This window comes from Archangium lansingense, assembly GCF_026626635.1.
GTDB classification, from domain to species: domain Bacteria; phylum Myxococcota; class Myxococcia; order Myxococcales; family Myxococcaceae; genus Archangium; species Archangium lansingense.
In genome coordinates this window covers 12,960,001-12,983,190 of record NZ_JAPNKA010000001.1, presented here as the reverse complement: position 1 = coordinate 12,983,190, position 23,190 = coordinate 12,960,001, and the positions used below count along the sequence as shown (strand labels likewise).

Here is a 23,190-nt window from a genome sequence, read left to right as displayed (position 1 = left end):
CTCCGGGGCGCCGAGCCCTCACTGCTCCTTGGTGAGCAGTCCGTGGCGGCGCACCCGGCGGCCGAGCGTCACCGGGTCCATCTCCAGGGCGGCGGCTGCGCGTCGGACCACGCCGCCGTGGCGCTCGAGCGCCTCGCGGATGATCTCCTTCTCCATCTGCTCCAGCCGCTCACGCAGCGAGCCCGCGCCGCTCACCCGCACGTGCTGCCGCGCGCCCTCCGCGGTGCTCACGAGCGCCGGAGGCAGGTGGCGTCGAGTCACCAGCTCCTCCTCCGCGGAGAGCAATACGGCGCGCTCGATGCAGTTGCGCAGCTCGCGCACGTTGCCCGGCCAGCGCGCGGCCACCAGTAGCTGCTCGGCGTCCATGGACAGTCCGCTGGCGGAGCGCCGCAGGGTGCGGTTGAAGTGATTGAGGAAGTAGCGCGCCAGGTCCAGGATGTCCTCGGGGCGCTCGCGCAGCGGGGGCAGGTCGATGGTGAAGCTGTTGAGCCGGTAGAAGAGATCGCTTCGGAAGCGTCCGGAGCGCACCTCTTCGGCGAGGTCCCGGTTGCTGGCGGCGATGATGCGCACGTCCACGCGGCGGACCTGGGTGCCACCCACGGGGCGCACGTCGCCGCTCTCCAGCACGCGCAGCAGCTTGGACTGGAGGTTGGGGGTGGTGTTCTCGATCTCGTCCAGGAAGATGGTGCCGCCGTCAGCGAGCACGAAGAGGCCGGGGTGGTCGGCCACGGCGCCGGTGAAGGCGCCCTTCACATGACCGAAGAGCTCACTCTCCAGCAGCGTCTCGGTGAGGGCGCCGCAGTCCTGCACCACGAGGGACTGATTGCTGCGGCCGCTCAGCCGGTGGATGACGCGGGCGAGCACCTCCTTGCCGGTGCCCGTCTCGCCCTGCAGCAGCACGGCGACGCGGTGGGGAGCGGCCACGTGCACCATCTCCAGCACCTTGCGCATGACGGGGCTGCGGAAGCCGGGCTCGTCGCCCACGCCCGAGCCGTGGGAGAGCGGTGCCGCCTCGCGGGCGCGCTCGCGCAGCAGGTTGCGCTCCAGCTCCAGGGCCGCCCGGCGCTGCTCGGTGCGCAGGCCCAGCTCGCGGCTGGCCTGGAGCACGGCCTGGCGCAGCGCCACCGGCTCGTAGGGGGGCACGAGCGCTCTGAAAATCTTCCCCTGGTTGAACAGCTCCACCAGCCGAGAGGCCGCGGCGGGGGCGCAATAGAGGATGCGCGGGGACAAGTCGCTGGCCGGTCCCGCGCCGGTGGGGTCCGCCTCGGCGCGCCGGGTCGCCAGCCGCTCCACGAGGGCGATGGCCCGGGCCTCGTCGCGCCCGCACACCAGCAGCGCGCTGACGTCTCCGCGTCCCAGCAACGTGTCCACGTCCTCGGGGGCCGGGACGAAGCGCAGCCGCACATGGTTCTCCAGCGCCTCGCGCAGGCCGCGCAGCTCGGACTCCTCGGCGTACACCACCGCCACGTAGAGCTGGTGGTCCAGCAGGTAGCGCTTGAGCGCCACTCCGTCGGAGCCCTCGAAGCCGTGGAAGCTCACCCCCAGCGCGGTGACGGCGCCCTCGTCCCGCTCCGCCGGGTCATGCCTCCAGCGCACCACGCCCCGCACCCGGATGCGTGCGCGCGAGTCCGGCAGCGTGAAGGCCATCTCCACGTCCTCGCCTTCCCGAGGCCCCTCTGTCGGCCCACTTGGGGTGGCGATCAACCCGATGCCCGACTCACTGATGTTGACGGCCCAGCACCCGTGGAGGGCAGGTTGGGTGACCACCTGCACGTACAGGGGTTTACGTTCGCTGCGCTGGAGAGGGATTTCCTGGGGGGCGGTCATCTCTGATGCGCTTCCACGTCAGCCGTGAAGCCTTGTTGGAATTCCAGAGAAATCAAGAAAGTGGATTTTCGTCCAGAGGGGGCTGGAGAAGAGGGGGGTTGCCGGCTCGGGGGGCAACGAGGCACGCTGATTCATTTTCGAAGCGGCGGACCTGGGGACGGCGGAGAGGGGACGGCGGGAGTCCGTACGTACAGTGACAGCCATTGTCGGCGTCGCCTGCGCAATACGGACGCGAGGGCGAGTCAGTGTGCGCGAGCGTGCAATGAGGGGGCGGGGAGAAGTCGGCCAGCGGACGTGGGGGGAGGCAGGGGAGGGGTCCCTGAGAGGCCGTGGTTAGGGTGGAAGCTGGAGGGGCGGTGCCATGAGCATGAGCACGTGCGAGGTCGAAGTGGACCGGGATGCGCAGGATTTGCGCGAGGACCTGGAGCAGCGGCTGGTGCTGGCGGCGCCGACGGACACGGTGCGGGGCACGTTCTTCCTGGGAGCGCTGGAGGCGGTGCGAGCGCTGGAGGGAGAGGACGGGGTGCGCAGCTGCGTGGAGGCAGGGGGCGAGCCGCGCTTCGTGGAGTTCTTCAACTACCCGGTGGGGGCCTGGCTGCAGGTGAACGAGGCGGCGGCGCGGCTGTTGGAGCGCCGGTGTGGGAGTTGGGTGGAGGCGCAACGGCAGCTGGGGAGGCGGGCCACGGCGGACATGCTGAAGTCGGCGGCGGGCAAGGCGCTGCTGCTGCTGTCCAAGGGGGAGACGCGGAGGCTGCTGGCCAACATGCCCTCGGCGTACCGGGCGGCGGTGAACTTCGGAGAGCGCACGGTGCAGTGGGAGGGGCCCACGCGGGGCCGGGTCATCATGCGGCGCGACTTCATGCCGTGTGCCTGGCACGAGGGGGTGTTGCTGGCGGTGCTGGAGGGCATGAAGGCGCGCGCGGTGCAGGTGAGCAGCTCGAGGCTGGCGGTGCTCGACAGCGAGTACCTCGTCTCGTGGGAGTGAGGACGCGCAGGGTTTGCGTGTGGGGGTCGACGGAGACCGCGCAGGGTTTGCGCGGGGCGGTGTGAGGGCGGTGTTGGCTCCCGGACGGAGAGTGCGTGAGGTTGCCCGGCGGGGCCGGTAAGTGTGGAGCGGTAGACGTAAGGGGCACAGTGAGGCCCTCACGGCATGGCCGGTGCAGTCGGAGCGTCCCCGCGGAGGAAGGGCTTCTTCGCGAACCTCCTCACGACACCGGAGTCGGCCAATGTGCAATCAGGCGATGGCGCCGGCGGACGCGCCGAGCGACTGGGAGCGGGACCTGGTGTGGAGGACGTCCCAGGCGAGGCCGGAGGACACGGCGCGCGGGGTGTTCTTCAAGGGCGCGTTGGAGGCGGTGCGGGAGCTGGGGGACGCGTCGGCGGTGCGGAGCTGCCAGGAGGCCTTGGGCGAGGAGCGGTTCGTCGACGCCTTCCGCTATCCCATCCACTCACTGTTGAGGACGCTCTCGTGCGCGGCGAGGCAGTTGGCGCCGGGGCATGGAGGAGGGGAGGCGGTGCTGCGGGAGCTGGGCCGGAGGGCGAACGCGAACTACCTGGCGTCGCCGTTGGGCCGGACGGTGAAGATGATGACGCAGGGCAGCCCGAGGCGGCTGATGGAGAACGCGGCGAACATCCATCGGCAGACGATGAGCTTTGGGGTGCTGCGGGTGGAGTGGACGGGGCCGAGCAGTGGGCGGGTATTGAGGAGAGGGGACTTCTGGCCGGCGGCCTGGCAGGAGGGGGCGCTGGAGTACCTGCTGTGCGCGACGGGTGGACAGCGGGTGCGGGTGGAGCGCGAGTGGGTGGACGGGTTGGATGGTGGGTTCGCGTTCGCGTGGGGGTAGGATGCGCGGCCGCGAATGTCCCTGCCCCTGGTTCATATCTATTGTGATGGAGCGTGCTCGCCGAACCCTGGCATTGGAGGCTGGGGGTCGATCCTCATCTCCCCGGCGCACGGGAATGCGCGTCGGGAGCTGAGTGGGGCGGAGCCGGAGACGACGAACAACCGGATGGAGCTGACGGCGGCGCTGATGGCGCTGAGGGCGTTGAAGGCGCCGTGTCAGGTGCAGGTGTTCACGGACTCGAAGTACGTGCGCAACGCCTTCGAGGAGAAGTGGCTGGAGAAGTGGCAGCGGACGGGGTGGAAGACGGCGAGCAAGCAGCCGGTGCAGAACGCGGACCTATGGCGGGCGTTGGTGGAGCAGGCGGAGGTGCACCGGGTGACGTGGAACTGGGTGCGAGGGCACTCGGGGCACGAGGAGAACGAGCGAGCGGACGCGCTGGCGGTGGCAGCGAGGCTGGCGCTGGCGGCGAAGCTGGGGCGGCCATGAATCCGGAGACAGCGGGAGACGACGAGTTCCTGGCGGCGGTGGAGGGAGCGGTGTGGCCAGGGGAGCGCTTCGGGCACCGGGAGCACGTGAGGTTGGCGTGGCTGTACCTGCGTCGGCACGGGCCTGAAGAGGGCTACACGCGGATCCGCGGCACCATCCAGGGGTACGCGACGGCGCTGGGAGCGGCGGGCAAGTACCACGAGACGGTGACGCGGGCGTGGAGCGCGTACGTGTACCGGGCGCTGCGGGAGACGCCGGAGCTGGAGCCCTACAGTGCCTTTCAGGAGGCGCACCCGGGGTTGCTGGATGGCCGGCTGTTGGCGCGGCACTACCGCAAGGAGACGCTGGAGTCGGAGGCGGCGAAACGCGAGTGGGTTGCACCGGATGTCTCGCCGCTGCCCGGCTTCCCGTGAGGGCGGCTCAGGCCTTGGACACGAGCTGGCGGCTGGGCACCCGGGAGCCAGGGGGGACCAGGCTCCCGGGTTGCTTGGACTCACATCAGATAGGAGGACTCGGCGGCCATGTCCTCCACGGAGCCAGTGCCCTGCTGCTGGATGCCGTGCGAGGGGCGCTGGCTGGGCCGGGTCGTGCGGGTGCGCTTGCCGGCGCGAGGGGCGGGAAGGGGCGAGAGACCCTTGGCCTTGCGGCGAGCGGCGCGCAGGGCATCCTTGCCCATGTCGAGCACGGCGGACATGGCACCCGCCACGAGGTTGCCGGGCGGAGTATCGGGCGCGCGGGGATGGGGCCGGGTGGGAGCGGTCCGCTTGGCGAGCAACAGGGCCTGAGCCATGTCCTTGAGCTCGCGAGGGCTGAAGACCTTGCGGACCTGGGGGAAGAGGGAGTTCTCCTCCTCCTTGACGTGGGTGCGGATGTTCTCGGTGAGCACCTTCACCTTGGCCCCGAAGCGCTCGTCTTCGGGGGGGAGGTTCTCCAGCTCCTTGAGCAACCACTTGGCCACGTGGTGCTCCTCGAGGGCCTTGAGCACGTCGTCTTCCAGCGCGTGGGCTCTGGCGCGCACCGAGGGATAGAAGATCTGCTCCTCGACGACGGCGTGGATGGCGAGTTCACGCACCATCTGATCCACGAGCTTGCGTTTGAGCTTCTTGGCGTTGCGGCCCGCCTGTTCGAACTTGCGGAAGAGCGTCTCCACTGTCTTGTGGTCCGCCTTCAAGAGCGCGATGGCATCCATTCCCATGCCTTTCCTTGGCTGAGCTGTCTCGCTCGGAAGGGTGGCGATGGTGTGGGGGGCGTGCCGGAGGGGAGCGTGGAGACGCGCAGGGCAGGCCGGAGGGCAGACAGGCAGGTGCACGCCGGGTGCTGCGGAGGGGCACCCTCGGGGCGCGCGTGGTGCGAAGTGGTCCGACCATCGGACCCGTTGCGCGAGTTCGCGCCCGGGAGCCGGCGCCCGGCGTGACGTCACTTGTACCCAGGTGTGCAGGGATGGAGCAGGATCCCCGCACATGAAGAAGCCCCTCACTGTGCTCACGAGCCTGCTGTTGCTTCCCGCCTGCCAGACGACGCGTACGGTGACGCTGGTGGGGATGACGGACTACCACTCGCACGCGGTGCCCTTCTATTCGGAGGGAGCGCCGGGGCAGGGAGGGGTGGCCCGGGCCCTGGCGTATCTCCGGGACGCGAAGGCGAGACCGGACACCCTGGTGGTGTCGGGGGGCGACACGCTGAACAAGGGCGTGCCCACCTGGAGTGACGAGTACGGGTGCGTGGAGTGGCCGTGGTTCAACGGGGTGCTGGACGTGATGGCGTTGGGCAACCACGACCTGGACTACGGGCCAGAGTCCTTCGAGCGGTGCCGGGCGAGCGCGGCCTACCCGGTGCTGTGCGCCAACCTGGAGGGGGCAGACGGAGCGCCCTACCTACGGGTGGAGGGGAAGCCGTACCTGGTGAAGGAGGTGGGGGGCGTGCGGGTGGGCTTCTTCTCAGTGGCGGGGCTGGACATGCAGCGGCTGGTGAAGGCCGAGCACCTGCCGGCGGGGACGCGGTGGACGGACGCGACGGAGGCGGCGCAGGCGGTGGTGCGGGCCCTGCGGGACGAGGAGCACGTGGACGCGGTGGTGCTGCTGGGGCACCAGCTCCGCGAGGACGACGAGGCGCTGGCGCGAGCGGTGCCGGGCATCGACATCATCATGGGCTCGCACTCGCACCAGAAGGTGGAGCTGGGCGTGCTGCCGGGGACGAGCACCTGGTACCTCTCTCCGTACCAATACCTCGCCTACCTCTCGGAGGTGCGGCTGCGCTTCCGGGGGAAGAGGCTGGAGGGGGTGGAGGGGGGGCTGGTGAAGCTGGACGGCACGAGGCGGGAGGATGAGGAGACGGCGGCGGAGGTGGCGCGGCTGCAGCGGGATCTGGTGGCGAAGAGGCCGGAGCGCTTCGAGGTGCTAGGCCGTCTGGACAAGCCGTTGGGGGACGAGGGCCTCACGGAGGGACCGGCGGAGGTGGGCACCTGGGCGACGGAGGTGTGGCGCCGGGCGGCCGGTGCGCATGCATTCTTCGCGCTGTCGGCGAGCTTCCGGGGTGGGTTGCCCGCGGGGGAGGTGACGGTGGAGGACTTCCTGGGGGCGATTCCGTACCGCAACTTCCTGGTGACGGCGGAGCTGACGGGGGCACAGCTCGCGGACTGGGTCGCGCTGAGCGAGTCCAAGCGGGGGACGGACAGCTACAGCCAGTACAGCGGCGTCCACTATGAGGTGGAGGACGGTCGGCCGGTGCGCCTGCGGGTGCTGAAGGACCCTACCAACCCCGCGGCGGGAGACGAGCCCGTGACTCCGGAGGCGACGTACCGGGTGGCCACGCTGGATTTCCAGGCCTTTGTGGCAACGGGCTACAAGGACGCGCTGTCTCGGGCAGCCAACGTGCGTCGCACGGAGCTCAATGCACACACATTGCTCATGGACTCACTGCGCCAGGGTGCCGTGAACTCCGCCTCAGGACAGCTACACAGCAAATAATTGCTTGCAGCGGAAATCACTGCTCAACCGGTCAGGTTCTGTCCGTGGATGCACCGCGCCATGGCGCTTGGGATTCCATCTTGAGACAGCCACACAGCAAATAATTGCTTGCAGCGGAATTCTCAAATCAAGCGATGAGGCACCTCGCTTGCGGGCAGGCGCTTGAGGGAGAATCCCGGTTGCCTCGTGTTTGGGTAATGCCCGCGAGAGCCAGTTTAAGGAGTGGTCATGACGCGCAACGCACTTTCAAGCCATGTCGAAGTGTATGGGAAGAGCGTACAGGCCCTGATCAACGCCATGGAGTTCCTCAAGCTCAAGGCGCAACGGGTGCTGGCCTCTCACGGCATCGAGCCGTTGGACCCTGAGAAGTGGTACCCCATGCCGAGCGTCCTCGACAGCTTCGACGACATCCTCAAGCAGGTGGGGCCCAACACCACGCGCGCCATCGGCCGCGCGGTGCCCAAGAGCGCCGTTTTCCCTCCGGGAATCGACTCCTTCCCCTCGGCGCTCGGCTCGCTGGATGTGGCCTACCGGATGAACCATCGCGGCAAGGGCGAGATTGGCAGCTACCGCTTCATCTCCGAGGGCGAGCGCGCCGCCCGCATGGTGGCCGACAACCCGTACCCCTGCGAGTTCGACCAGGGAATCATGGAGGCCCTCTACGATCGCTTCCAGCCCAAGGGCTCCATCCGTCTGCGCATCGACCACGATCCCTCGAGCTGCCGCTCCAAGGGCGGGCGCGCCTGCACCTATCACCTCAAGTGGTAAGGCAGACGGGCCAATGGTAGACAGACGGGGCCAATGGTAGACAGACAGCGCTGAGGGTGAGAGAGGAAAAGACGCTTTCCGGTTGGTTTTTCGCATCCCACGCCGAATTTGCATAGACATTGGATTCGGAGGGTGGCATAAATATTTGCGAACAACGAAACCGGGAGAGTTCATGTTCCGTCCGCACCGCATGCTGAGCCTCTGCACCGTCGTCCTCGCGGGTTTCCTGACGGCTTGTGGTGGGGCGGAGCAGCAGGTGGAGGACGGTCTCGGGACGGCCTCGGCGGAGCTGGAGAGCGCGGGCAAGAAGCCGGCGATGATCGTCTACTCGCTCAAGGGCAAGGTGGACCAGGACGGCTTCGTGTCGCTGGGCCCGCCCTCGGGTCTGGGTGGCCAGGTGCTCGAGGGTAACCCGAAGATCTACGCCCGCATCGACTACGCCCGGGGTCCTGTGGCGGCGGGCCTCTTCAAGGCGACCAAGGGGAAGATCCGCATCGTCTTCCCCTTCACGGAGCACGCCACCATCATGGAGGGCGAGGTCATCATGACGGACGAGGCGGGCAACACCCACAAGTACAAGGCCGGGGACAGCTACTTCATCCGCCAGGGCCAGGTCATCCTGTGGGAGGTGAAGGGCAAGGAGGTCATCAAGTCCTTCTTCAACACCGTCGAGGCCCAGTAACTGGACCCCCGGGAGTAGCCGGCAGGGCGGGAGGCGCCGCCGGCGGCCGTTGAAGAAGAAGCGGGGTGCAGGGCAGTTGCACCCGGAAGTCGTGGAGCGCGGGCAGCGAGCGCTCAGGTACCGCAGGAGGCCAGGGACCGCTAGGCGGACAAGGCCGGCCGCGGGTGCCGCTCGGGCCGGGACACAGGCCGCGCCTGCTCCATCTGCAGACCGTCGAACATGGAGTGGAAGGCCGCATAGACGCGGTCCACCAGCGCGATGGCCTGGGTGCGCAGCTCGGGCGTGAGCTCCATGCCCATCAGCATCGCCTCCATCTGCTCCTCGAAGACCTCGTGCTGCTCCTCGGCCTCCATGTGGTGGTTGGAGAAGTACTTCAGCCGCTGGCCCTGGCTGAGCGTCTGGGGGAGGTTGGCGGTGGCGCTGAAGAAGGCGTGGCTGGTGGACTCCAGCGTGAGCACCAGGATGATGCGCAGCCGGTCATCCAGCGCGCTCAGCACCTCGGAGAGGATTGCGTAGCTGGCGTCCCGGGTGCCCTCGTGGGCGCGGCCCCACGGCTCCGTGAGGTTGAAGGGGCGCCCCATCAGCAGCGCGGCGTCCTCGAAGAACCAGTTGTCGTGCCCGCGCTCCTCCTGGCGATGGCGCAGCATGAGCATCGCCAGCTCGGGGTCCTTCATCCGCTGGGCGTTGAGCCGCAGCACGTCCTGGAAGCTCATCACCCAGAAGGCCAGGCGCGGGGCGAAGGCCAGCACCTGCTCCAGCGGTCCGTCCTGCTGCAGTCCATCGAAGACGACGTGCTCGGCGAAGCCCTTCTGCCGGTCGGAAATGTGCTGAAGCACTGCCCTCATGATGCCCTCCCGCACTCGCTCTCGAGTGCTCCTTCACGAGTCATTGATGCGACGCACCAGGGTGGGATCTCCCGAAGAAAGCATTTCCTTGCATCGTGGTCCCCCTGCACCCTGAGCGGAAAACTTTCACTTCGCTTGAGGCTCACCTGGCCCGCGTGAGCTCACGCACCTAATTCAATACAAATTCTCGACGACAAATACAAATAGAATGTTGTTGCTGAAATCTTGCATTTGCAGCGCGTGATGTTCGTGATTGGAGGCCCTGAAAAGTGTGGCGTTGACACATCTTTTCACGTCGGGGGCGTGTCCCTGGACGGTCTGTAGGCCCATGGCGGAGGAAGGGGCACGCGAGGGCTTTTTCAGAGGGGAATTCACTCGAAGCCAGGGTGGGGATGGACCCTGGTGGGTGCCGGGTGACCGACTGCAGGAGGCCCGTTCGGTGGAGCGGGCGCTCGGGGGCTTGTTGCTTCAGGGCCTGAAGACTTGTAGGGCTCTGAAAATTGATATGGGAATGAGAGGAATTGGGAGAAGCCTTACGCTCCGGAGATTCCGTGTTCCTTCATGTATTTGTCGAGGGAGCGGCGGGCCTGGGCCTGGACCTTGTTGCGCACGAGGGGGGACCAGCCGAGCAGGACGCCGACGGGGCCGATGGCCTGGCGGGCCCAGGTCCAGAAGCCGAAGCGGTCGGTCTGGCGGAGGATCTTCCCGTCCTTGAACTCGAACTCGGAGTGGACGCGATTGAGGACCTTCTTGCCGGACATGCTGAAGGTGTAGCGGGCGTCCCATTGGGCGCGGCCAGAGTGGTCATCGGCCTGGGAGTCGTTGAGGGTGAGCTCGAGGTCGGTGCCGCGCTCGCAGAGCATGCGCCACATGGAGGTGACGCCGGCGTGGCGCAGGCCGGGGAAGACGGGGTCGGAGAACTCGGCGTCGGGGTGGTAGCAGGCGGCCATGGCGTTGCCGTCACGGCGGGCGAAGGCGGCGTAGAAGTCTTTGAGGAGCTGGGCGTTGGGGTGCATACGCAGGGTGTAGCAGACCCGTACCCCATGCGCTCAAGGGGAAGGGGAGTCGAAGTGGAGACAGGCCGGTGACACTCGGGGCTGGCGAGTGGGCGTGCGCGGTGTAGAAGGGCGGTTCACGCACTCGAGCAGGAGAAGAGACACCGAATGGCACGGGACATCGTCATCTGGCCCAACAAGGTCCTCAACACGCCGACGAAGCCGGTGACGGACTTTGGGGAGAACCTCACCAAGCTGCTGGAGGAGATGTTCGAGTCGATGAAGGAGGCGGAGGGGATTGGGATCGCCGCGAACCAGATTGGGGTCTCGCAGCGGTGCTCCTGGGTGGGGAGGGAGGACGGGACGTTCTTCGAGATCATCAACCCGCAGATTCTGGAGAAGTCGGGGCCGGTGACGCTGGAGGAGGGGTGCCTGTCGGTGCCGGAGCAGTTCGAGAAGACGCCGCGGTTCCACAAGGTGAAGGTGAAGTACCAGGACCGGGCGGGGGAGTGGCACGAGTTGGAGGCGGAGGGGAGGCTGGCGCACGTGCTGCAGCACGAGATTGGCCACCTGGACGGTCAGGTGTTCGTGGAGCTCCTCTCGAACCTGAAGCGGAGCCTCATCATGGAGAAGATGAAGAAGCTGCAGAAGACGCTGAGCCGGCGCAAGGAAGAGAAGAAGGAAGAGAAGAAGGAGTAGCCGCTCCACACTCCCTCTGTATGAGAATCCACTCCCTCTCCCCTCGGGAGAGGGTCGGGGTGTGGGTATCCGGGCCTCGAGCTGAACCCCACTCGGGCTCACGAGAGAACCCCACTCAGGCCCCCAGCCCAGGTTCACAGTGGCTCGCGGAGGGCGCGGTTACCGGTGGTGACGAGGGCCGCGGTGCAGATGTCGATGGGCCGCATGGTGGACAGGGTACACCAATGTGGGGCGGCAGCGTCCCTGGCGCGAGGGACGCAGGGCGTGCTGGAGTCTCGGGCCCCTGACCTGGAGCCTCACGTGGAAATGCCCATCCTGCTCACGCTTGCTGGAGTGGCCGTGGCTTGCCTGGTGTGTGGAGTGGTGTTGCTGACGAGCTATCGCCGGGTGGGACCGGGCGAGGCGCTGCTCATCGAGAGGGGAGGGGGACCGACGCGGGTGCGCTTTGGGAGCGGGCTGGTGCTGCCGATGGTGCAACGGGGAGAGGTGTTGGACCTCTCGGTGCGCAAGGTGGTGGTGGAGAGGAGAGGGAAGCAGGGGTTGTCGTGTCGGGACGGCATCCGGGTGGACGTGAGGGGAACGTTCCTGGTGAAGGTAGAGCAGAAGGAGGAGGCGGTGCTGAGGGTGGCGAGGGAGGTGGGGTGCGCGAGGGCGAACCGGCAGGAGGAGGTGCAGGCGCTGTTGGAGGAGCGCTTTGCATGCGCGCTGGCGAACGCGGCGAGCACGTTCAACTTCGATGAGCTGCTGGCGGACCGGAGCCTCTTCATCGACCACGTGATGATGGAAGTGGGGGACGAGCTGCTGGGCTTCAGGCTGGAGCGGATGTCGCTGGGGAGGCTGGAGCAGACACCGCTGGATCAGTTGGATCCAACGAACGTGGTGGATGCGCAGGGAATCCTGAAGCTGACGGAGCGGGCGACGCGGCTGGCGCTGGAGACGAGCGGCCAGATGAGGCAGCAGCAGAAGCTGGAGCAGCGGGGGATGGGGCAGGCGCCCTGGGAGGCACCGAGGAGGGAGGGAGAGCTAGGGGAGGCGGAGCTGGAGCGGGAGGTAGAGCGGGCGTTGGCGGAGCGGGCGCGGAACAACTGAACATGAGCGAGACACTGGGGGCGGAAGCGAGACCCGAGGCGCGCCTGGTGGAGGCGGGCGAGCGGCTGGAAGTGCTGCGCGGGTTTGCGCTGTGCGGAGTGTTCGTCTCGAACGTCTATGTCTGGTTCAGCGGCCGGGTGCTGATGCCGTGGCCGGAAGTGCAGGCCCACGAACCCCTCTCCCTTCGGGAGAGGGACGGGGTGAGGGTATCGAAGTTCCCAGGTTCCCCTCTGTACTGCGATCAATTCACCCCTGGGAAACAGGGATGCTCTCACGGACGTCCCAGAGATCCGCCAGACGATTGGAGAACCACAGCTCGACATACTTGAGCCGGGGCGGATGGCTCTCCCCGGAGCCGGTGAGGGTCGCGAAGCTGTGATGGATCAACCGCAGCCCATAATCAGGGCGAACGGAGCGGATCTGCTCATACAGGTAGCGCGCATCGCCGATGGTGGTGCCGCGAGGCGCGATGCACACGAGGAGTCCGTCGTAGCGCAGCGCTCCGAGCAGTAAGGGGCTGTCGCAAAATAAGTGTAATTATTTCACCAGCTGAGCGCTCGCTTGCCGTCTCGGAGAGAGCGAGTAGTTCCATTCCCCGTGAAACCGCTTCTTTCGGATGTTCAGTTGCCCAAAGTCCGCTGCGCTGACGCGAACGCCAAGGGGGTACTCCCTCGTATCCAGGGCAGCCCGAACACACAGTCCCGTGCGTGTCGTGGTGCTGCCGATGAGATTGATGACAACTTGATAGCTCGTTAGCGGTCGGCCTCGCCAGTTGAGCGTGATCTGGGCAAAGAGTCGATGCTCGATCTTGTTCCATTTGCTCGTGCCCGGAGGGTAATGGCTGACGGAGACCTTCAACCCCGTGGCATCTGCAAATTCTTGCAGGCACTTCTTCCATACCCGCGACCGTGCCGAGTTCGAACCCCCAGCATCCGCTACCACCAGAAGCTCTCTTGCATGAGGATATGCATGCCTGCCCATCGTGAGCCACCAACGCCGAAGCGACTGGACTGCGAACTCAGGAGTGTCATGGTCCGTCCCAACGTTGACCCAGCCCTCGTCACGGGCCAAGTCATACACTCCATAGGGAATCGCTTTGCCCTCAGCCATATCCGGAAAATCGTAGGCGTTGACTCTGGGCGCTTGGCCTTGGAGCTGCCACTCCCGACCCGGGGTCTTGAAGTTTCCAATCAACTCCTTCTTCTTCGAGTCGACGGACACCACTGGTTGTCGGCGCCGCTGAAAGGCCTTCGCTTGTCGAGCGATGTAACGAAACTGTGCATTCCTATCTGGATGGCTGCCTCCCTCTTCCTCCTTACGCGGAGCCTGCAAGCTATACCCCGCTTCGTGCAGCATCCGCGCGACGGTGTCGCTACTCACCTCATGCCCTCGCTCTCTCAACTCCGACGCAAGGTGCCTCACGCTCTTCGTCGTCCATTGAAGCGGCGATTGCGGTTCGCCGCGCGTCACCGGCTCGAGCAGCGCCTGGAGGTCACCCAGCAACCTCGCGTCCTTTGCGCTCAGGCGCCTTCTTCCTCCTCCTGGCCGACGCACTCGCGACGTTGAAGCCCTTGAAGGCGGTTGCCGCCGAAGCTCCGCCAGCTCTTTCTTGCCCTTCCAGATGCGACGACCACTGATCCCCGTTGCCCGCTGGAGCGCTGCGGTTCCTCCGCGTCCAAGGCTTTCCACTTCAGCCGCAGCCCACAGGCGGCTGACCCTCTCGTCCATGATGGGGGCCAGGGCCTTGAACTTGGCGCGCAAGGCTTCGAGATCTACTTTCACGCATACAACATGCCCACGAAATGCCTCTTACGCAGCGACCAGCCCCATGGCTGCCTGCCTGGTGGGCTCATTATCACTTTCATTACACTTATTTTGCGACAGCCCCTAAGCGCGCGAAGTCGGGGAAGGACGGAGTCACCTCACGGAACGAGAGGAGCCTGTGCCCGTCGCAGTCGACGGAGAGAGGGGGCCCATAGAACAGGGCCTCAAAGGAGAGGAACGAGCGCAGCACGGAGGGGTCGAGCACATCGCCGTGGACGCAGTCGATGCCACGAGAGCGGTTGGCGGCGACGACCTCCGGCTCAAAATCGAGACCGCGGTAGCGCTCGACGCCGAGCTCACGCCGGTAAACCTCCCACTGGCGCGAACAATCTCCGCAGCACAGCTCGGCGATGGACTGAATACCGGGCACGAGCTCCCGCAGGAGCGAGACCCGCTGGGAGATGGTCTGCGAATTGGTGCGGGCGAAGGCGCGCCGCTCGAGGTCTGGAGTCTGGTAGGGCTTCATGGGGGCGAGGACGGCGAGGGGAGCGAATCCCTGACGCGCGGAAGCCCCAGGAGGCGGAGACGAATCAATCCCGGGGCGCGTCGCCGGCCGAGAACTCGGCGAGCAGCGCGAGGGACTCCTCGGCCCGAGCGGAGGGGACGAAGAGGTGATCATGAAAGTAAGCGGAGACGGGATTGACGCTGATCCCCCGGGAGGCAAGCCGGGTGGTGATGGCGGCGAGGAAGCCCACTGCCTCCAGACTGGAGTGGACGGAGAGGGTGAGCATCCGGAAGACGGCGGTGTACGGGAGCGAGGCGGCGTCGGCCCGTTCACGGGGAAGGATGACGGTGAGGCCCTCCTCCTCGTGAAAGAGCCCGAGGGGCTCGAGAGGCACGACCTCACTCACTGCGCGCTGGGTGGTGACGAAGACGAACTCGCCCGCGCGTAGCACGGGCCGAATGGACTTCAGCAGCACACCCAGATTTGTCTCGCCGGACATAAAGGTGAGCCCTTCCTACCCGCGGAAGCGTGAGCAGTCGATCTCATACTTGGAGACCTTGTAGTTGATGATGCGCTCGGTGGTCTGAAGGAGCCGAGCGGCCTTGGCGCGATTGCCACGGGTGGTCTTCAAGGCATCGGCGATGAGGTCCTTCTCGAACTGCTGGACGGCGTCGGTGAGCGAGTGGTTGGTGACGGTCTCCGAGGCCTCGGCGGTCTGCAGGGTGGGGGGCAGGTGGTGGCCGTGGATGGCGTTGCCGTCGCAGACGAGGACGGAGCGCTCGATGATGTTCTCCAGCTCGCGCACGTTGCCGGGCCAGTGGTAGCTGACGAGCATGTCGATGGCGGGGGTGGAGATGCGGCGGATGCTCTTGCCGTGCTCGCGGGAGTACTTGGCGACGAAGTGGTCGGCGAGCAGGAGCAGGTCGCTCTTGCGCTCGCGGAGGGGCGGGATGAAGAGGGTGAAGACGTTGAGGCGGTAGTAGAGGTCCTCGCGGAAGGCCTTCTCGGAGATGGCGGTCTCCAGGTCCTTGTTGGTGGCGGCGATGAGGCGGACGTTGGCCTTGAGGGTCTCGGTGCCGCCGACGCGCTCGAACTCACGCTCCTGGAGGACGCGCAGCAGCTTGACCTGGGTGGAGGGATTGATTTCGCCAATCTCATCCAGGAAGAGGGTGCCGCCCTCGGCGAGCTCGAAGCGACCGCGCTTGCGCGCCTGGGCACCGGTGAAGGCGCCCTTTTCGTAGCCGAAGAGCTCGGACTCGATGAGGGTCTCCGGGAGGGCGGCGCAGTTGACCTTGATGAAGGGCTTCTTGGCGCGGGTGGAGTTGTAGTGGATGGCGTGGGCGATGAGCTCCTTGCCGGTGCCGGACTCGCCGCGGAGGAGGACGGTGGTGGTGGTGCGAGCGACCTGGTGGATCTGCTCGTACACCTGGCGCATGGGGCCGGAGGTGCCGATGAGGTTGGAGAAGTCGTAGCGCTCGCGCAGCTCCTGGCGCAGGGTGGTGTTCTCCTCGAGGAGCTTCTTGCGCTCGTCCTCGAGGAGCCGGTGGGCGGCGAGGGCCTGGCCGATCATCGAGGCGACGACGCCGAAGAGGCGGCCCTCCTCGGGGTAGTCACGGTCCTTGTGGAAGAGGAGGTCCACACCGAGGGCGCCCACGGGTTTGCGGTGCAGGAGGATGGGGACGCAGATGAAGGACAGCTCCTGGCCGCCGGAGCGCCGGCCGAGGTAGGCGCGGTGGAGGAAGAGGGGCTCGCGACTGATTTCGGGGACGACGATGGGCTTGCCGCTCTGGACGACGCGGCCGGTGATGCCCTCGCCGAGCTTGTAGCGGGCCTTGCGGCCGTCGGCGCTCAAATTGATGGAGGCGTCGATATAGAGGTCGCCGGTGTCGGGGTCGGTCAGGGTGACGGCGCCGCGGACCACACCGTGGTAGCGCTCGAGCCGCTCCAGGACGCGGTGGAGCGCGGCCCTGAGGTCATGGGCACCGGCCAGGGCCTGGCTCACCTCCAGGAGGCTGGCCAGGGTCGCATGCCTGCCTGTCTGCTCTTCCAGCTTTTTTCCCATGCGAGAGTGCTCCCACGAAGCAGGGGGGACTGAGAGGGGCCCCGAGCGGTTCCGACATTTTTGTCGGTTCCGAGCTGGAACCCTACAAAATTGTAGGCGGGGTTGTCGTGCGCCTCGGAGGGCAGGCGGGCGGCGGAGCGTCCTGAGTCCTGCTCTGGGAGCGCGTTCTTCGTCGGCTTCCAGTCATAAGGAGGGGGGTGGCCTTGCTTTCGAGGGGCCCGAGTGCCCGGGAGTGGCCGGTACTCCGCACGGGGCCACGAGGGCGGGCGAACCGGTTCCGACAAATTTGTAGGAAGCGCGCCTGTCTCCTACGAAATTGTCGGAATCGCGGAGGGCGCTCCAGAGGGCCGCGAAGCCTGTCCCGAGCCATTTCAGGGGTTTCCGTCGAGCCCCCGCTGCGTGGGCGCGTTGGCATCGCATCTGCAAAAGGGTTCTGGCGTCAGGCCCGGTGAGGGCCGCGAGATAACCCGGCCCGGTGGGGGCCCCTGGAGGAAGTGGCAAATGAGCAAGGTGATGGCGGAGTACATCTGGGTCGACGGGCAGCGGCCGACTGCGAAGCTGCGCTCGAAGATGAAGGTGGTGGAGGTGGCGGAGGTCCGGAGTCTCTCCGAGTTGCCGGACTGGAGCTTCGACGGCTCGAGCACCTACCAGGCGGAGGGCAAGAAGAGCGACCTGATGCTGAAGCCGGTGCGTTTCATCGCCAACCCGCTGAAGCCGGGGACGAAGGACATCCTGGTGCTGTGCGAGGTGATGAACCCGGACGGCAGCCCGCACTGGAGCAACACGCGCGCGCCGCTGCGCATGGTGGCCGAGAAGCACGCTTCCGAGGAGGCGTGGTTCGGCATGGAGCAGGAGTACACGCTCTTCGAGGGCAATCGTCCGCTGGGCTGGCCGGACAAGGGCTTCCCGGCGCCGCAGGGTGGCTACTACTGTGGCGTGGGCTGCGACGAGGTGTTCGGTCGCAAGCTGGTGGAGTCGCACGCCGAGGCGTGTCTCCGCGCGGGCATCAAGCTGTGCGGCACGAACGCCGAGGTGATGCCGGCGCAGTGGGAGTTCCAGATTGGCCCCCTGCCCGCGCTGGAGATGGCGGACGAGCTGTGGCTGGCGCGCTGGCTGCTGTACCGGATGGGCGAGGAGCACGGCATCAGCGCCACGCTGCACCCCAAGCCGGTGAAGGGTGACTGGAACGGCACGGGCTGCCACACCAACTTCAGCACGAAGTCGACGCGCGAGCCGGGTGGCCTCAAGGTGATCGAGGCGGCGATGGAGAAGCTGCGCGTGAAGCACGAGGCGCACATCCAGGTGTACGGCGCGCACAACGTGGAGCGCCTGACGGGTCTGCACGAGACGGCGCCCATCACGGTGTTCCGCTGGGGCGTGAGCGACCGTGGCTCGTCCATCCGTATTCCGCTGGGCACGGCGAACGATGGCCGCGGTTACTTCGAGGACCGCCGTCCGGCGGCCAACTGCGACCCGTACGAGGTGTGCCGCATCATGCTCGAGACGGTTCTCGGCTGAGACCGTCGCAACAGGACTCCTTGGGGAAAAGGAGCGCTGGCCTGGCGGACGGGAGGTGTCGGGCTTCCCGTCCGTCGGGCTTGGCGTATGGATTTGAGGGAGTGGAGCGGGCCCTGGTGGAAAGAAACTCAGGGGGCCGTTCGCGCTGGCCGGGGCGCAGGTGTGCGGCGCGCTGAGGCCCGTTCCACTTGCCAGTTGCCGGGGGTGCTCAGCCTCCGGTGTAGGAACTGCGGTAGATGACGCCACGAGCGTCATCGGTGACGAGCAGCGAGCCCTCCGCGGCGACGGCGGTGCCAACCAGCCGGCCGGGCAGCCAGGCGGGCGAGCGCTCGTGGGGTGCCCATGGCTCCCTCCGGTACCTAGCTTCAGGTGTGTCGGTGATTGGACAGAGGAACACCGACCACAGGGACACCAAGGAGGAACGCCATGGGTGAGTGGACGGACAAGCTGAAGGGCAAGGTGAAGGAGACGGTGGGCGTGGCCACGGGTGATCGCGAGCTGGAGGCCGAGGGCAAGAAGGACACGCTCAAGGGCGAGGTGAAGGAGAAGGTCGAGGACGTGAAGAGGGTCATCAAGGACGCGGATGACGAGTCGAAGGGGCGGCTGTAGACGGAGCGTCGGAGACCCTGAGGGAGTAAGCGGATGGGCTGCGGGGAGGAATCCCCGTGGCCCGTTTGTCTTTGGCGAGCCCGAGAGCTTTTTGAGCTCGACGAACATTGTCGCGAGCGACTGGCTTGGCGTGTGAAGGAGGGGGCATCACCTTTCGGCGGGACGCGCACGTGTCCCGCGGGGAGGTTCGGTATGGATGCCAGGCTGGAGCAGCTGCTCGCGCCCCGATACGACCGGGTGCGCCGGCACGGGCCGGAGACGGCGAACGAGGAGATCCTTCGGGAGATGCGTGAGCGCATCGCCTGGTACGCGAACCGTCCGCAGGACGAGGTGGAGCAGCGGCTGGAGGCGCTGGAGCGCGAGTGGGACATCGAGCGGGTGCTGGAGGCGAAAGCGGCTTCGCTGTCCCTGATGGGGCTGTTGCTGGGCGTGACGGTGGACAGGAAGTGGCTTTGGGTGCCGGGAGTGGTGGCGGGGTTCCTGCTGCAGCACGCGGTTTCGGGGTGGTGCCCACCGGTGGAGGTGTTCCGCCGGTTGAAGTTCCGCACGCGCAAGGAGATCGACGCGGAGAAGTTCGTGTTGAGGGTGCAGCGGGGAGACTTCCGAGGCGCGGAGATAGGGCACTCGGCGAGCTCGGAGGGACCGGGCTGGGGCTGAGAGACGTAAGGGGGCGGATGAACGAAAGCTCACACTGAGGGTGTCCTGGGGCTCAGGACTCTCGGTGCGTCGCGTCGGGTAGGAGGAAACTCGGATAGGGCGAGCCCCGAGAATGGGGGGCACCGCACCTTCCGGCTCTGTGCCAGAGGAGACGACCGTGAGCGCTTCCCGAATCAACCAGCCCCCGAAGGGTGCGGTTCCCAGCCCGAAGAGCGAGGCCGCCACGAGCAGCCGCGAGGTCCGCAAGCAGGACGCGGCCGTGGTGCCGGAGAAGGCGGCCCAGAAGTCGCCGGCGGGAGCGCCCGAGGCACGGGACGCCTTTGAGACGACGTCCCGGGCGGCCTCGGCTCGGGGCAAGGACTCTGCGTTCGAGACGGCCGCGCGCCCTGTGGGTGCACGCGGTACGGGCTCCGCATTCGAGACCACGAGCGGTGCCGCCGCGATGAACGTGCTGGGTGCAAGGGCCGCGGGCGCGGTGGGGGTGAATGCGCTGGCGGTGGGGGCGCCGGTGAAGGGCTCGGTGACGCTGGTGTACGACGCGGGGCCGCACGCGGAGCTCACGAATCTACAGCTCAAGGGGAGCTGGGATGAGACGGGCCGTTACAGCGCGCAGTGGAACGAGCGCACCATTCCGATGAAGCCGCTGGGGGACGGCAAGTGGGCGGCGACGGTGGAGTTGCAGGACGATGGCCAGCCCCACGACTGGGAGTGGGGAGTGCTGGCGGACGGCCCGACGGGGAAGGGCGCGTGGGCGGTGATGGGCGAGGGCAACCTGAAGCTGGACGTGAGGAAGCCCACGACGACGTATGCGCCGACGACGTACCACGAGATGGGCTCGAGGAAGTCGGGAGCGGACGCGACGTTCAAGTTCTGGGCGGGGAACGCGAAGAGCGTGCAGGTGAAGGTGACGGACGCGGAGGGGAGGGAGCAGCGCTTCCCGATGGAGCGGGGCGAGGATGGCAACTGGTCGGCGCGGGTGCAGGGGGGCTGGAAGGACCTGGTGGGCAAGTCCTACGTCTACGAGGTGGTGGACTCGGAGGGCGTGACGAGTGACCGACCGGACCCGTACGCGCGGGAGATGATGGGCGAGCAGCGGGGCGTATCGCGGATGTACCTGGACGCGAAGACGGGCAAGGAGGTGAACCGTTACGCGGGGGACAGCGTCGAGCTGATGCGCTTCGACATCGATGACGAGGAGGACGCGCACAGTGCGTACCTGGTGTTGAAGGACGCGAGTGGGCGGCAGCTGAGCCGGGACGAGCTGCTGGCGCGGCTGGGGAACTTCGACGCCTCGCTGGTGGACAAGCTGCACGACGGGAAGTTCAACGACCTGTGGTCGAAGAACGTCGAGGCGGACGGGCGCATTCGGATGACGAATGCGGGTGGGGCGTGGTCGGCGCTGGTGAACGACCCGAAGAAGCTGGTGGGGTTGCAGTACGAGTTCCAGGTCTACGAGAAGGACGCGAAGGGCAACCTGCGGCTGCGGGATGACGGGAACGGGGATGGGAAGCTGAGTGCGGGCGAGCGCCTGAAGTCACCGAACAACGACCCCTGGAGCAACGTGCTCACGGAGGCGAGCGGGGTGTCGTTCCGGGGAGCGGTGATCACGGACCCGACGAGCCACACGTGGAAGCACGACACTGCGCCGCGGGAGAAGGACCCGAGCAAGTGGGTGGTGTACCAGCTGCACGTGGGGAGCTTCCTGGGCGAGGCGAAGAACGCGGACCGCTCGACGCTGGAGGACCTGACGGCGAGGCTGGACTACTTCAAGAAGCTGGGGGTGAACACGCTGGAGCTGTTGCCGGTGAACGAGGTGGAGGGGAACCGGAACTGGGGTTACCTGGGGGTGAACAGCCTGGCGGTGGAGAGCTCGTTCGGCTTCGAGGACGCGGATGGGAAGTGGGTGAGCGGGACGGACGCGCTGAAGCGCTTCATTGACGAGGCTCACGCACGGGGGATGAACGTCATCTCGGACGTGGTCTACAACCACGTGCACGGCGACCACAACGGGATGTGGGGACTGGGAGGGCCGGACAACCCATTCTTCAACTGGTCGAAGGAGCCGGGGAAGTTCGAGCAGCGGGACACGCCGTGGGGAGCGGTGCCGGCGTATTCGAACCCGAAGGTGAAGCAGTTCTTCGTGGACCACGCGGTGGCGCAGGTGGAGGAGCTGCACTTTGACGGACTGCGCTTCGACTTCACGGAGCCCATCAAGGGAGTGGGAGGGAAGGATGGGTGGGAGCTGTTGAGGGAGATCAACCGGCAGGTCCACTTCTTCAACCCGGACGTCTGGACGGTGGCGGAGCAGTTTGATTACGACCCGAGCATCACGAAGCCGGCGCAGAAGGACGGGACGGGAGGGGGCTTCGACGCGCAGTGGTACACGGAGTTCCAGCACCGGCTGGTGAATGACAACAGCAATCCGGGGCTGCTCCAGGCGGCGGCGCGCGGGTGGGAGACGGACATGGACGCGTTCATGTCCATGCTGACGAGCCCGCGGGGGCTGGATGGGTGGAAGAAGGCGCTGACGATCATCTCGAACCACGACGAGGTGGGGAACGCGCAGCGGACGATGAACACGGCGGAGGGGGTCAGGCCGACGGAGTTCCCGGAGCAGTGGTCGAGGAGCGCGGCGCGTTTTGCGGCGGGGGTGGGGATGGCGGGGCCGGGCATTCCGATGTTCTTCCAGGGAGACGAGTTCGGCGCGCAGAACGACTTCCGGTGGGGCAACCCGTCCACGTGGGACAGTGACTGGAGCTGGGAGTCGCTGGGGAAGGATTGGAACTGGGACAAGGTGACGTTCAACGACGCGAGGAAGGCGTCGTACGAGCGGCTCTTCACGCTGTCGCCTGAGGCGCGAGCGAAGGATGGGGAGTACCGGGGGTTGTCGGCGGAGGACCGGAAGGTCTTCGAGAGTCTGGCGGGGATGCCGGCGGAGCAGCGGACGGAGGCGATGCTGGACATCACGAGGCAGCAGAGCTTCCGGTTCTACCAGGACGCGATTTCACTGAGACACTCGAGTCCAGCGTTCCGCGCGGATGCGGAGGTGAACCGGGTGTACACGCACAACGAGGACTCGGTGTTGGCCTTCACGAGGAAGGCTGGGGGTGAGGAGTACCTCGTGGTGGGCAGCCTGAACCGGCAGAACCTGGAGGGCTACACGATGCCGTTGCCGCCGGGGAACTGGAAGGAAGTGCTGAACAGCGACGCGGGGGTGTACGGGGGCAACAACTTCGGTAACTACGGAGCGACGCTGAGCGGCGGGAACACGAAGGTGAACATCCCGGCGGCGGGCTACGTGGTCTTCAAGAAGGAATAGAGGACGGGAGACGCTTGGAACGTAGTGGTTGATGGGCCCTCGGAGGGGCGGGCTGCTGGTGCCTGCCACTGGGGGCCCAACCGTTTGGGCCGAGGACCAGTAGCGGGTGGTGCAAGGCGGGGAGGGAGATGACGTGGGCGGCTCCGAGTGTGGAGGGAGGGGATTGCTCACCAGCACGCCGAGCTGGCAGCCGGTTTTCCGGACTTCGTCGATTCAGTGCGACGAGGCGCACCCGTCGAGGTCGTGAGCGGTCCCCTCGAGCCGGAGCGCAGGCCAGGCTGCTCGCTCCACGGCGAACCTTTAGGGAGAAGCCCTGGTCGTGGGCCTCATGCTGGCTCATAGGTTGGGGGGCCGCCTCGATAGGGCCTAGAGGTCGGGAGCTGCCCTGGGAACGTGGTTCCAGGTGGACCGCATAGGCGGGTGGGCGTTCGTAACGACGCTGGACTTGGAGCCGGCGCACCTAGTTGAGGTGGGGCGGGGGGAGCGGAGAAGGAACGCCGCGATCACCGTCGTGTGGATTGACCTGGCGTGCGCCCTGGTTCACCAGGAGGAAGA

The 23,190-nt window shown here is 66.8% G+C and carries 23 protein-coding genes and 1 pseudogene; 14 read left to right on the top strand and 10 right to left on the bottom strand.

What is annotated here, in order from left to right; translation table 11 throughout:
• Positions 1-18: 18 nt before the first annotated feature.
• Positions 19-1,827: a sigma 54-interacting transcriptional regulator gene (locus tag OV287_RS52290; protein WP_267541592.1), complete on the bottom strand. Its 1,809-nt coding sequence runs from the start codon at positions 1,825-1,827 to the stop codon at positions 19-21.
• Positions 1,828-2,188: 361 nt separating this feature from the next.
• On the opposite strand from OV287_RS52290, the gene OV287_RS52285 reads away from it, so the two are divergent.
• The 4 genes from OV287_RS52285 (at position 2,189) to OV287_RS52270 (ending at position 4,570) form a co-directional block, all read left to right on the top strand.
• Positions 2,189-2,812 carry a DUF2378 family protein gene (locus OV287_RS52285; protein WP_267541591.1) on the top strand — a complete coding sequence of 208 codons (624 nt, stop codon included), beginning with the start codon at positions 2,189-2,191 and terminating at the stop codon, positions 2,810-2,812.
• Positions 2,813-3,053: 241 nt separating this feature from the next.
• On the top strand, positions 3,054-3,671 hold the full coding sequence (locus tag OV287_RS52280; protein ID WP_267541590.1) for a TIGR02265 family protein: 618 nt from the start codon (positions 3,054-3,056) through the stop codon (positions 3,669-3,671).
• Between the two features lie 15 nt (positions 3,672-3,686).
• Positions 3,687-4,157, top strand: coding sequence for a ribonuclease HI (gene rnhA, locus OV287_RS52275; protein ID WP_267541589.1), 471 nt, complete (start codon positions 3,687-3,689; stop codon positions 4,155-4,157).
• Positions 4,154-4,570, top strand: a complete 417-nt coding sequence (locus OV287_RS52270) for a hypothetical protein (protein ID WP_267541588.1) — start codon at positions 4,154-4,156, stop codon at positions 4,568-4,570. The genes rnhA and OV287_RS52270 overlap by 4 nt, the downstream gene beginning before the upstream one ends.
• Positions 4,571-4,650: 80 nt before the next feature.
• Here the strand turns inward: OV287_RS52270 and OV287_RS52265 are convergent, their stop codons facing one another.
• The gene (locus OV287_RS52265) at positions 4,651-5,346 is read right to left on the bottom strand and encodes a hemerythrin domain-containing protein (protein ID WP_267541587.1); all 696 of its coding nucleotides are present in this window, start codon (positions 5,344-5,346) and stop codon (positions 4,651-4,653) included.
• Positions 5,347-5,617: 271 nt separating this feature from the next.
• On the opposite strand from OV287_RS52265, the gene OV287_RS52260 reads away from it, so the two are divergent.
• From OV287_RS52260 to OV287_RS52250, 3 genes are all read left to right on the top strand, one after another.
• The gene (locus OV287_RS52260) at positions 5,618-7,123 is read left to right on the top strand and encodes a bifunctional metallophosphatase/5'-nucleotidase (RefSeq protein ID WP_267541586.1); all 1,506 of its coding nucleotides are present in this window, start codon (positions 5,618-5,620) and stop codon (positions 7,121-7,123) included.
• A 228-nt stretch (positions 7,124-7,351) separates the two neighbouring features.
• The gene (locus tag OV287_RS52255; protein ID WP_267541585.1) at positions 7,352-7,891 is read left to right on the top strand and encodes a hypothetical protein; all 540 of its coding nucleotides are present in this window, start codon (positions 7,352-7,354) and stop codon (positions 7,889-7,891) included.
• Between the two features lie 172 nt (positions 7,892-8,063).
• Positions 8,064-8,573 (top strand): cupin domain-containing protein, encoded by a 510-nt coding sequence (locus tag OV287_RS52250; protein WP_267541584.1) that lies wholly within the window; start codon positions 8,064-8,066, stop codon positions 8,571-8,573.
• A 140-nt stretch (positions 8,574-8,713) separates the two neighbouring features.
• Here the strand turns inward: OV287_RS52250 and OV287_RS52245 are convergent, their stop codons facing one another.
• Both OV287_RS52245 and OV287_RS52240 read right to left on the bottom strand, forming a co-directional pair.
• Positions 8,714-9,418: a hypothetical protein gene (locus OV287_RS52245; protein ID WP_267541583.1), complete on the bottom strand. Its 705-nt coding sequence runs from the start codon at positions 9,416-9,418 to the stop codon at positions 8,714-8,716.
• 533 nt (positions 9,419-9,951) lie between these two features.
• Positions 9,952-10,434, bottom strand: coding sequence for a nuclear transport factor 2 family protein (locus tag OV287_RS52240; RefSeq protein ID WP_267541582.1), 483 nt, complete (start codon positions 10,432-10,434; stop codon positions 9,952-9,954).
• 147 nt (positions 10,435-10,581) lie between these two features.
• Here OV287_RS52240 and def point away from each other — a divergent pair, with 147 nt between their 5' ends.
• The 3 genes and pseudogenes from def to OV287_RS56670 form a co-directional block, all read left to right on the top strand.
• The gene (gene def / locus OV287_RS52235) at positions 10,582-11,112 is read left to right on the top strand and encodes a peptide deformylase (protein WP_267541581.1); all 531 of its coding nucleotides are present in this window, start codon (positions 10,582-10,584) and stop codon (positions 11,110-11,112) included.
• A gap of 306 nt (positions 11,113-11,418) precedes the next feature.
• Positions 11,419-12,201: an SPFH domain-containing protein gene (locus OV287_RS52230; protein ID WP_267542588.1), complete on the top strand. Its 783-nt coding sequence runs from the start codon at positions 11,419-11,421 to the stop codon at positions 12,199-12,201.
• Positions 12,202-12,203: 2 nt separating this feature from the next.
• Positions 12,204-12,350: pseudogene (locus tag OV287_RS56670) on the top strand (DUF418 domain-containing protein); the annotation flags it as partial.
• Between the two features lie 97 nt (positions 12,351-12,447).
• On the opposite strand, the gene OV287_RS52225 reads toward OV287_RS56670, so the two are convergent.
• The 5 genes from OV287_RS52225 to OV287_RS52205 form a co-directional block, all read right to left on the bottom strand.
• A complete protein-coding gene (locus tag OV287_RS52225) occupies positions 12,448-12,678 on the bottom strand; it encodes a hypothetical protein (protein ID WP_267541580.1) in 231 nt (76 codons plus the stop codon).
• Positions 12,679-12,738: 60 nt separating this feature from the next.
• A complete protein-coding gene (locus OV287_RS52220) occupies positions 12,739-13,929 on the bottom strand; it encodes an ISAzo13 family transposase (protein WP_267542308.1) in 1,191 nt (396 codons plus the stop codon).
• 142 nt (positions 13,930-14,071) lie between these two features.
• A complete protein-coding gene (locus tag OV287_RS52215; protein ID WP_267541579.1) occupies positions 14,072-14,491 on the bottom strand; it encodes a hypothetical protein in 420 nt (139 codons plus the stop codon).
• A gap of 64 nt (positions 14,492-14,555) precedes the next feature.
• Positions 14,556-14,969, bottom strand: coding sequence for an ACT domain-containing protein (locus OV287_RS52210; RefSeq protein WP_267541578.1), 414 nt, complete (start codon positions 14,967-14,969; stop codon positions 14,556-14,558).
• 15 nt (positions 14,970-14,984) lie between these two features.
• Complete coding sequence (locus tag OV287_RS52205) at positions 14,985-16,532, bottom strand: sigma-54-dependent Fis family transcriptional regulator (protein ID WP_267541577.1); 1,548 nt, start codon at positions 16,530-16,532, stop codon at positions 14,985-14,987.
• A 501-nt stretch (positions 16,533-17,033) separates the two neighbouring features.
• Between OV287_RS52205 and OV287_RS52200 the strand changes: the two genes are divergently transcribed.
• Positions 17,034-18,050 (top strand): glutamine synthetase beta-grasp domain-containing protein, encoded by a 1,017-nt coding sequence (locus OV287_RS52200; RefSeq protein WP_267541576.1) that lies wholly within the window; start codon positions 17,034-17,036, stop codon positions 18,048-18,050.
• A 208-nt stretch (positions 18,051-18,258) separates the two neighbouring features.
• Here the strand turns inward: OV287_RS52200 and OV287_RS52195 are convergent, their stop codons facing one another.
• Entirely contained in the window at positions 18,259-18,447 is a 189-nt protein-coding gene (locus OV287_RS52195; protein WP_267541575.1) for a hypothetical protein, read from the bottom strand.
• Between the two features lie 29 nt (positions 18,448-18,476).
• Here OV287_RS52195 and OV287_RS52190 point away from each other — a divergent pair, with 29 nt between their 5' ends.
• From OV287_RS52190 to OV287_RS52180, 3 genes are all read left to right on the top strand, one after another.
• Positions 18,477-18,659, top strand: a complete 183-nt coding sequence (locus OV287_RS52190) for a CsbD family protein (protein WP_267541574.1) — start codon at positions 18,477-18,479, stop codon at positions 18,657-18,659.
• A gap of 192 nt (positions 18,660-18,851) precedes the next feature.
• Positions 18,852-19,316, top strand: a complete 465-nt coding sequence (locus OV287_RS52185; protein WP_267541573.1) for a YgaP family membrane protein — start codon at positions 18,852-18,854, stop codon at positions 19,314-19,316.
• Between the two features lie 157 nt (positions 19,317-19,473).
• Positions 19,474-22,635: an alpha-amylase family glycosyl hydrolase gene (locus OV287_RS52180; protein WP_267541572.1), complete on the top strand. Its 3,162-nt coding sequence runs from the start codon at positions 19,474-19,476 to the stop codon at positions 22,633-22,635.
• Positions 22,636-23,190: the final 555 nt, after the last annotated feature.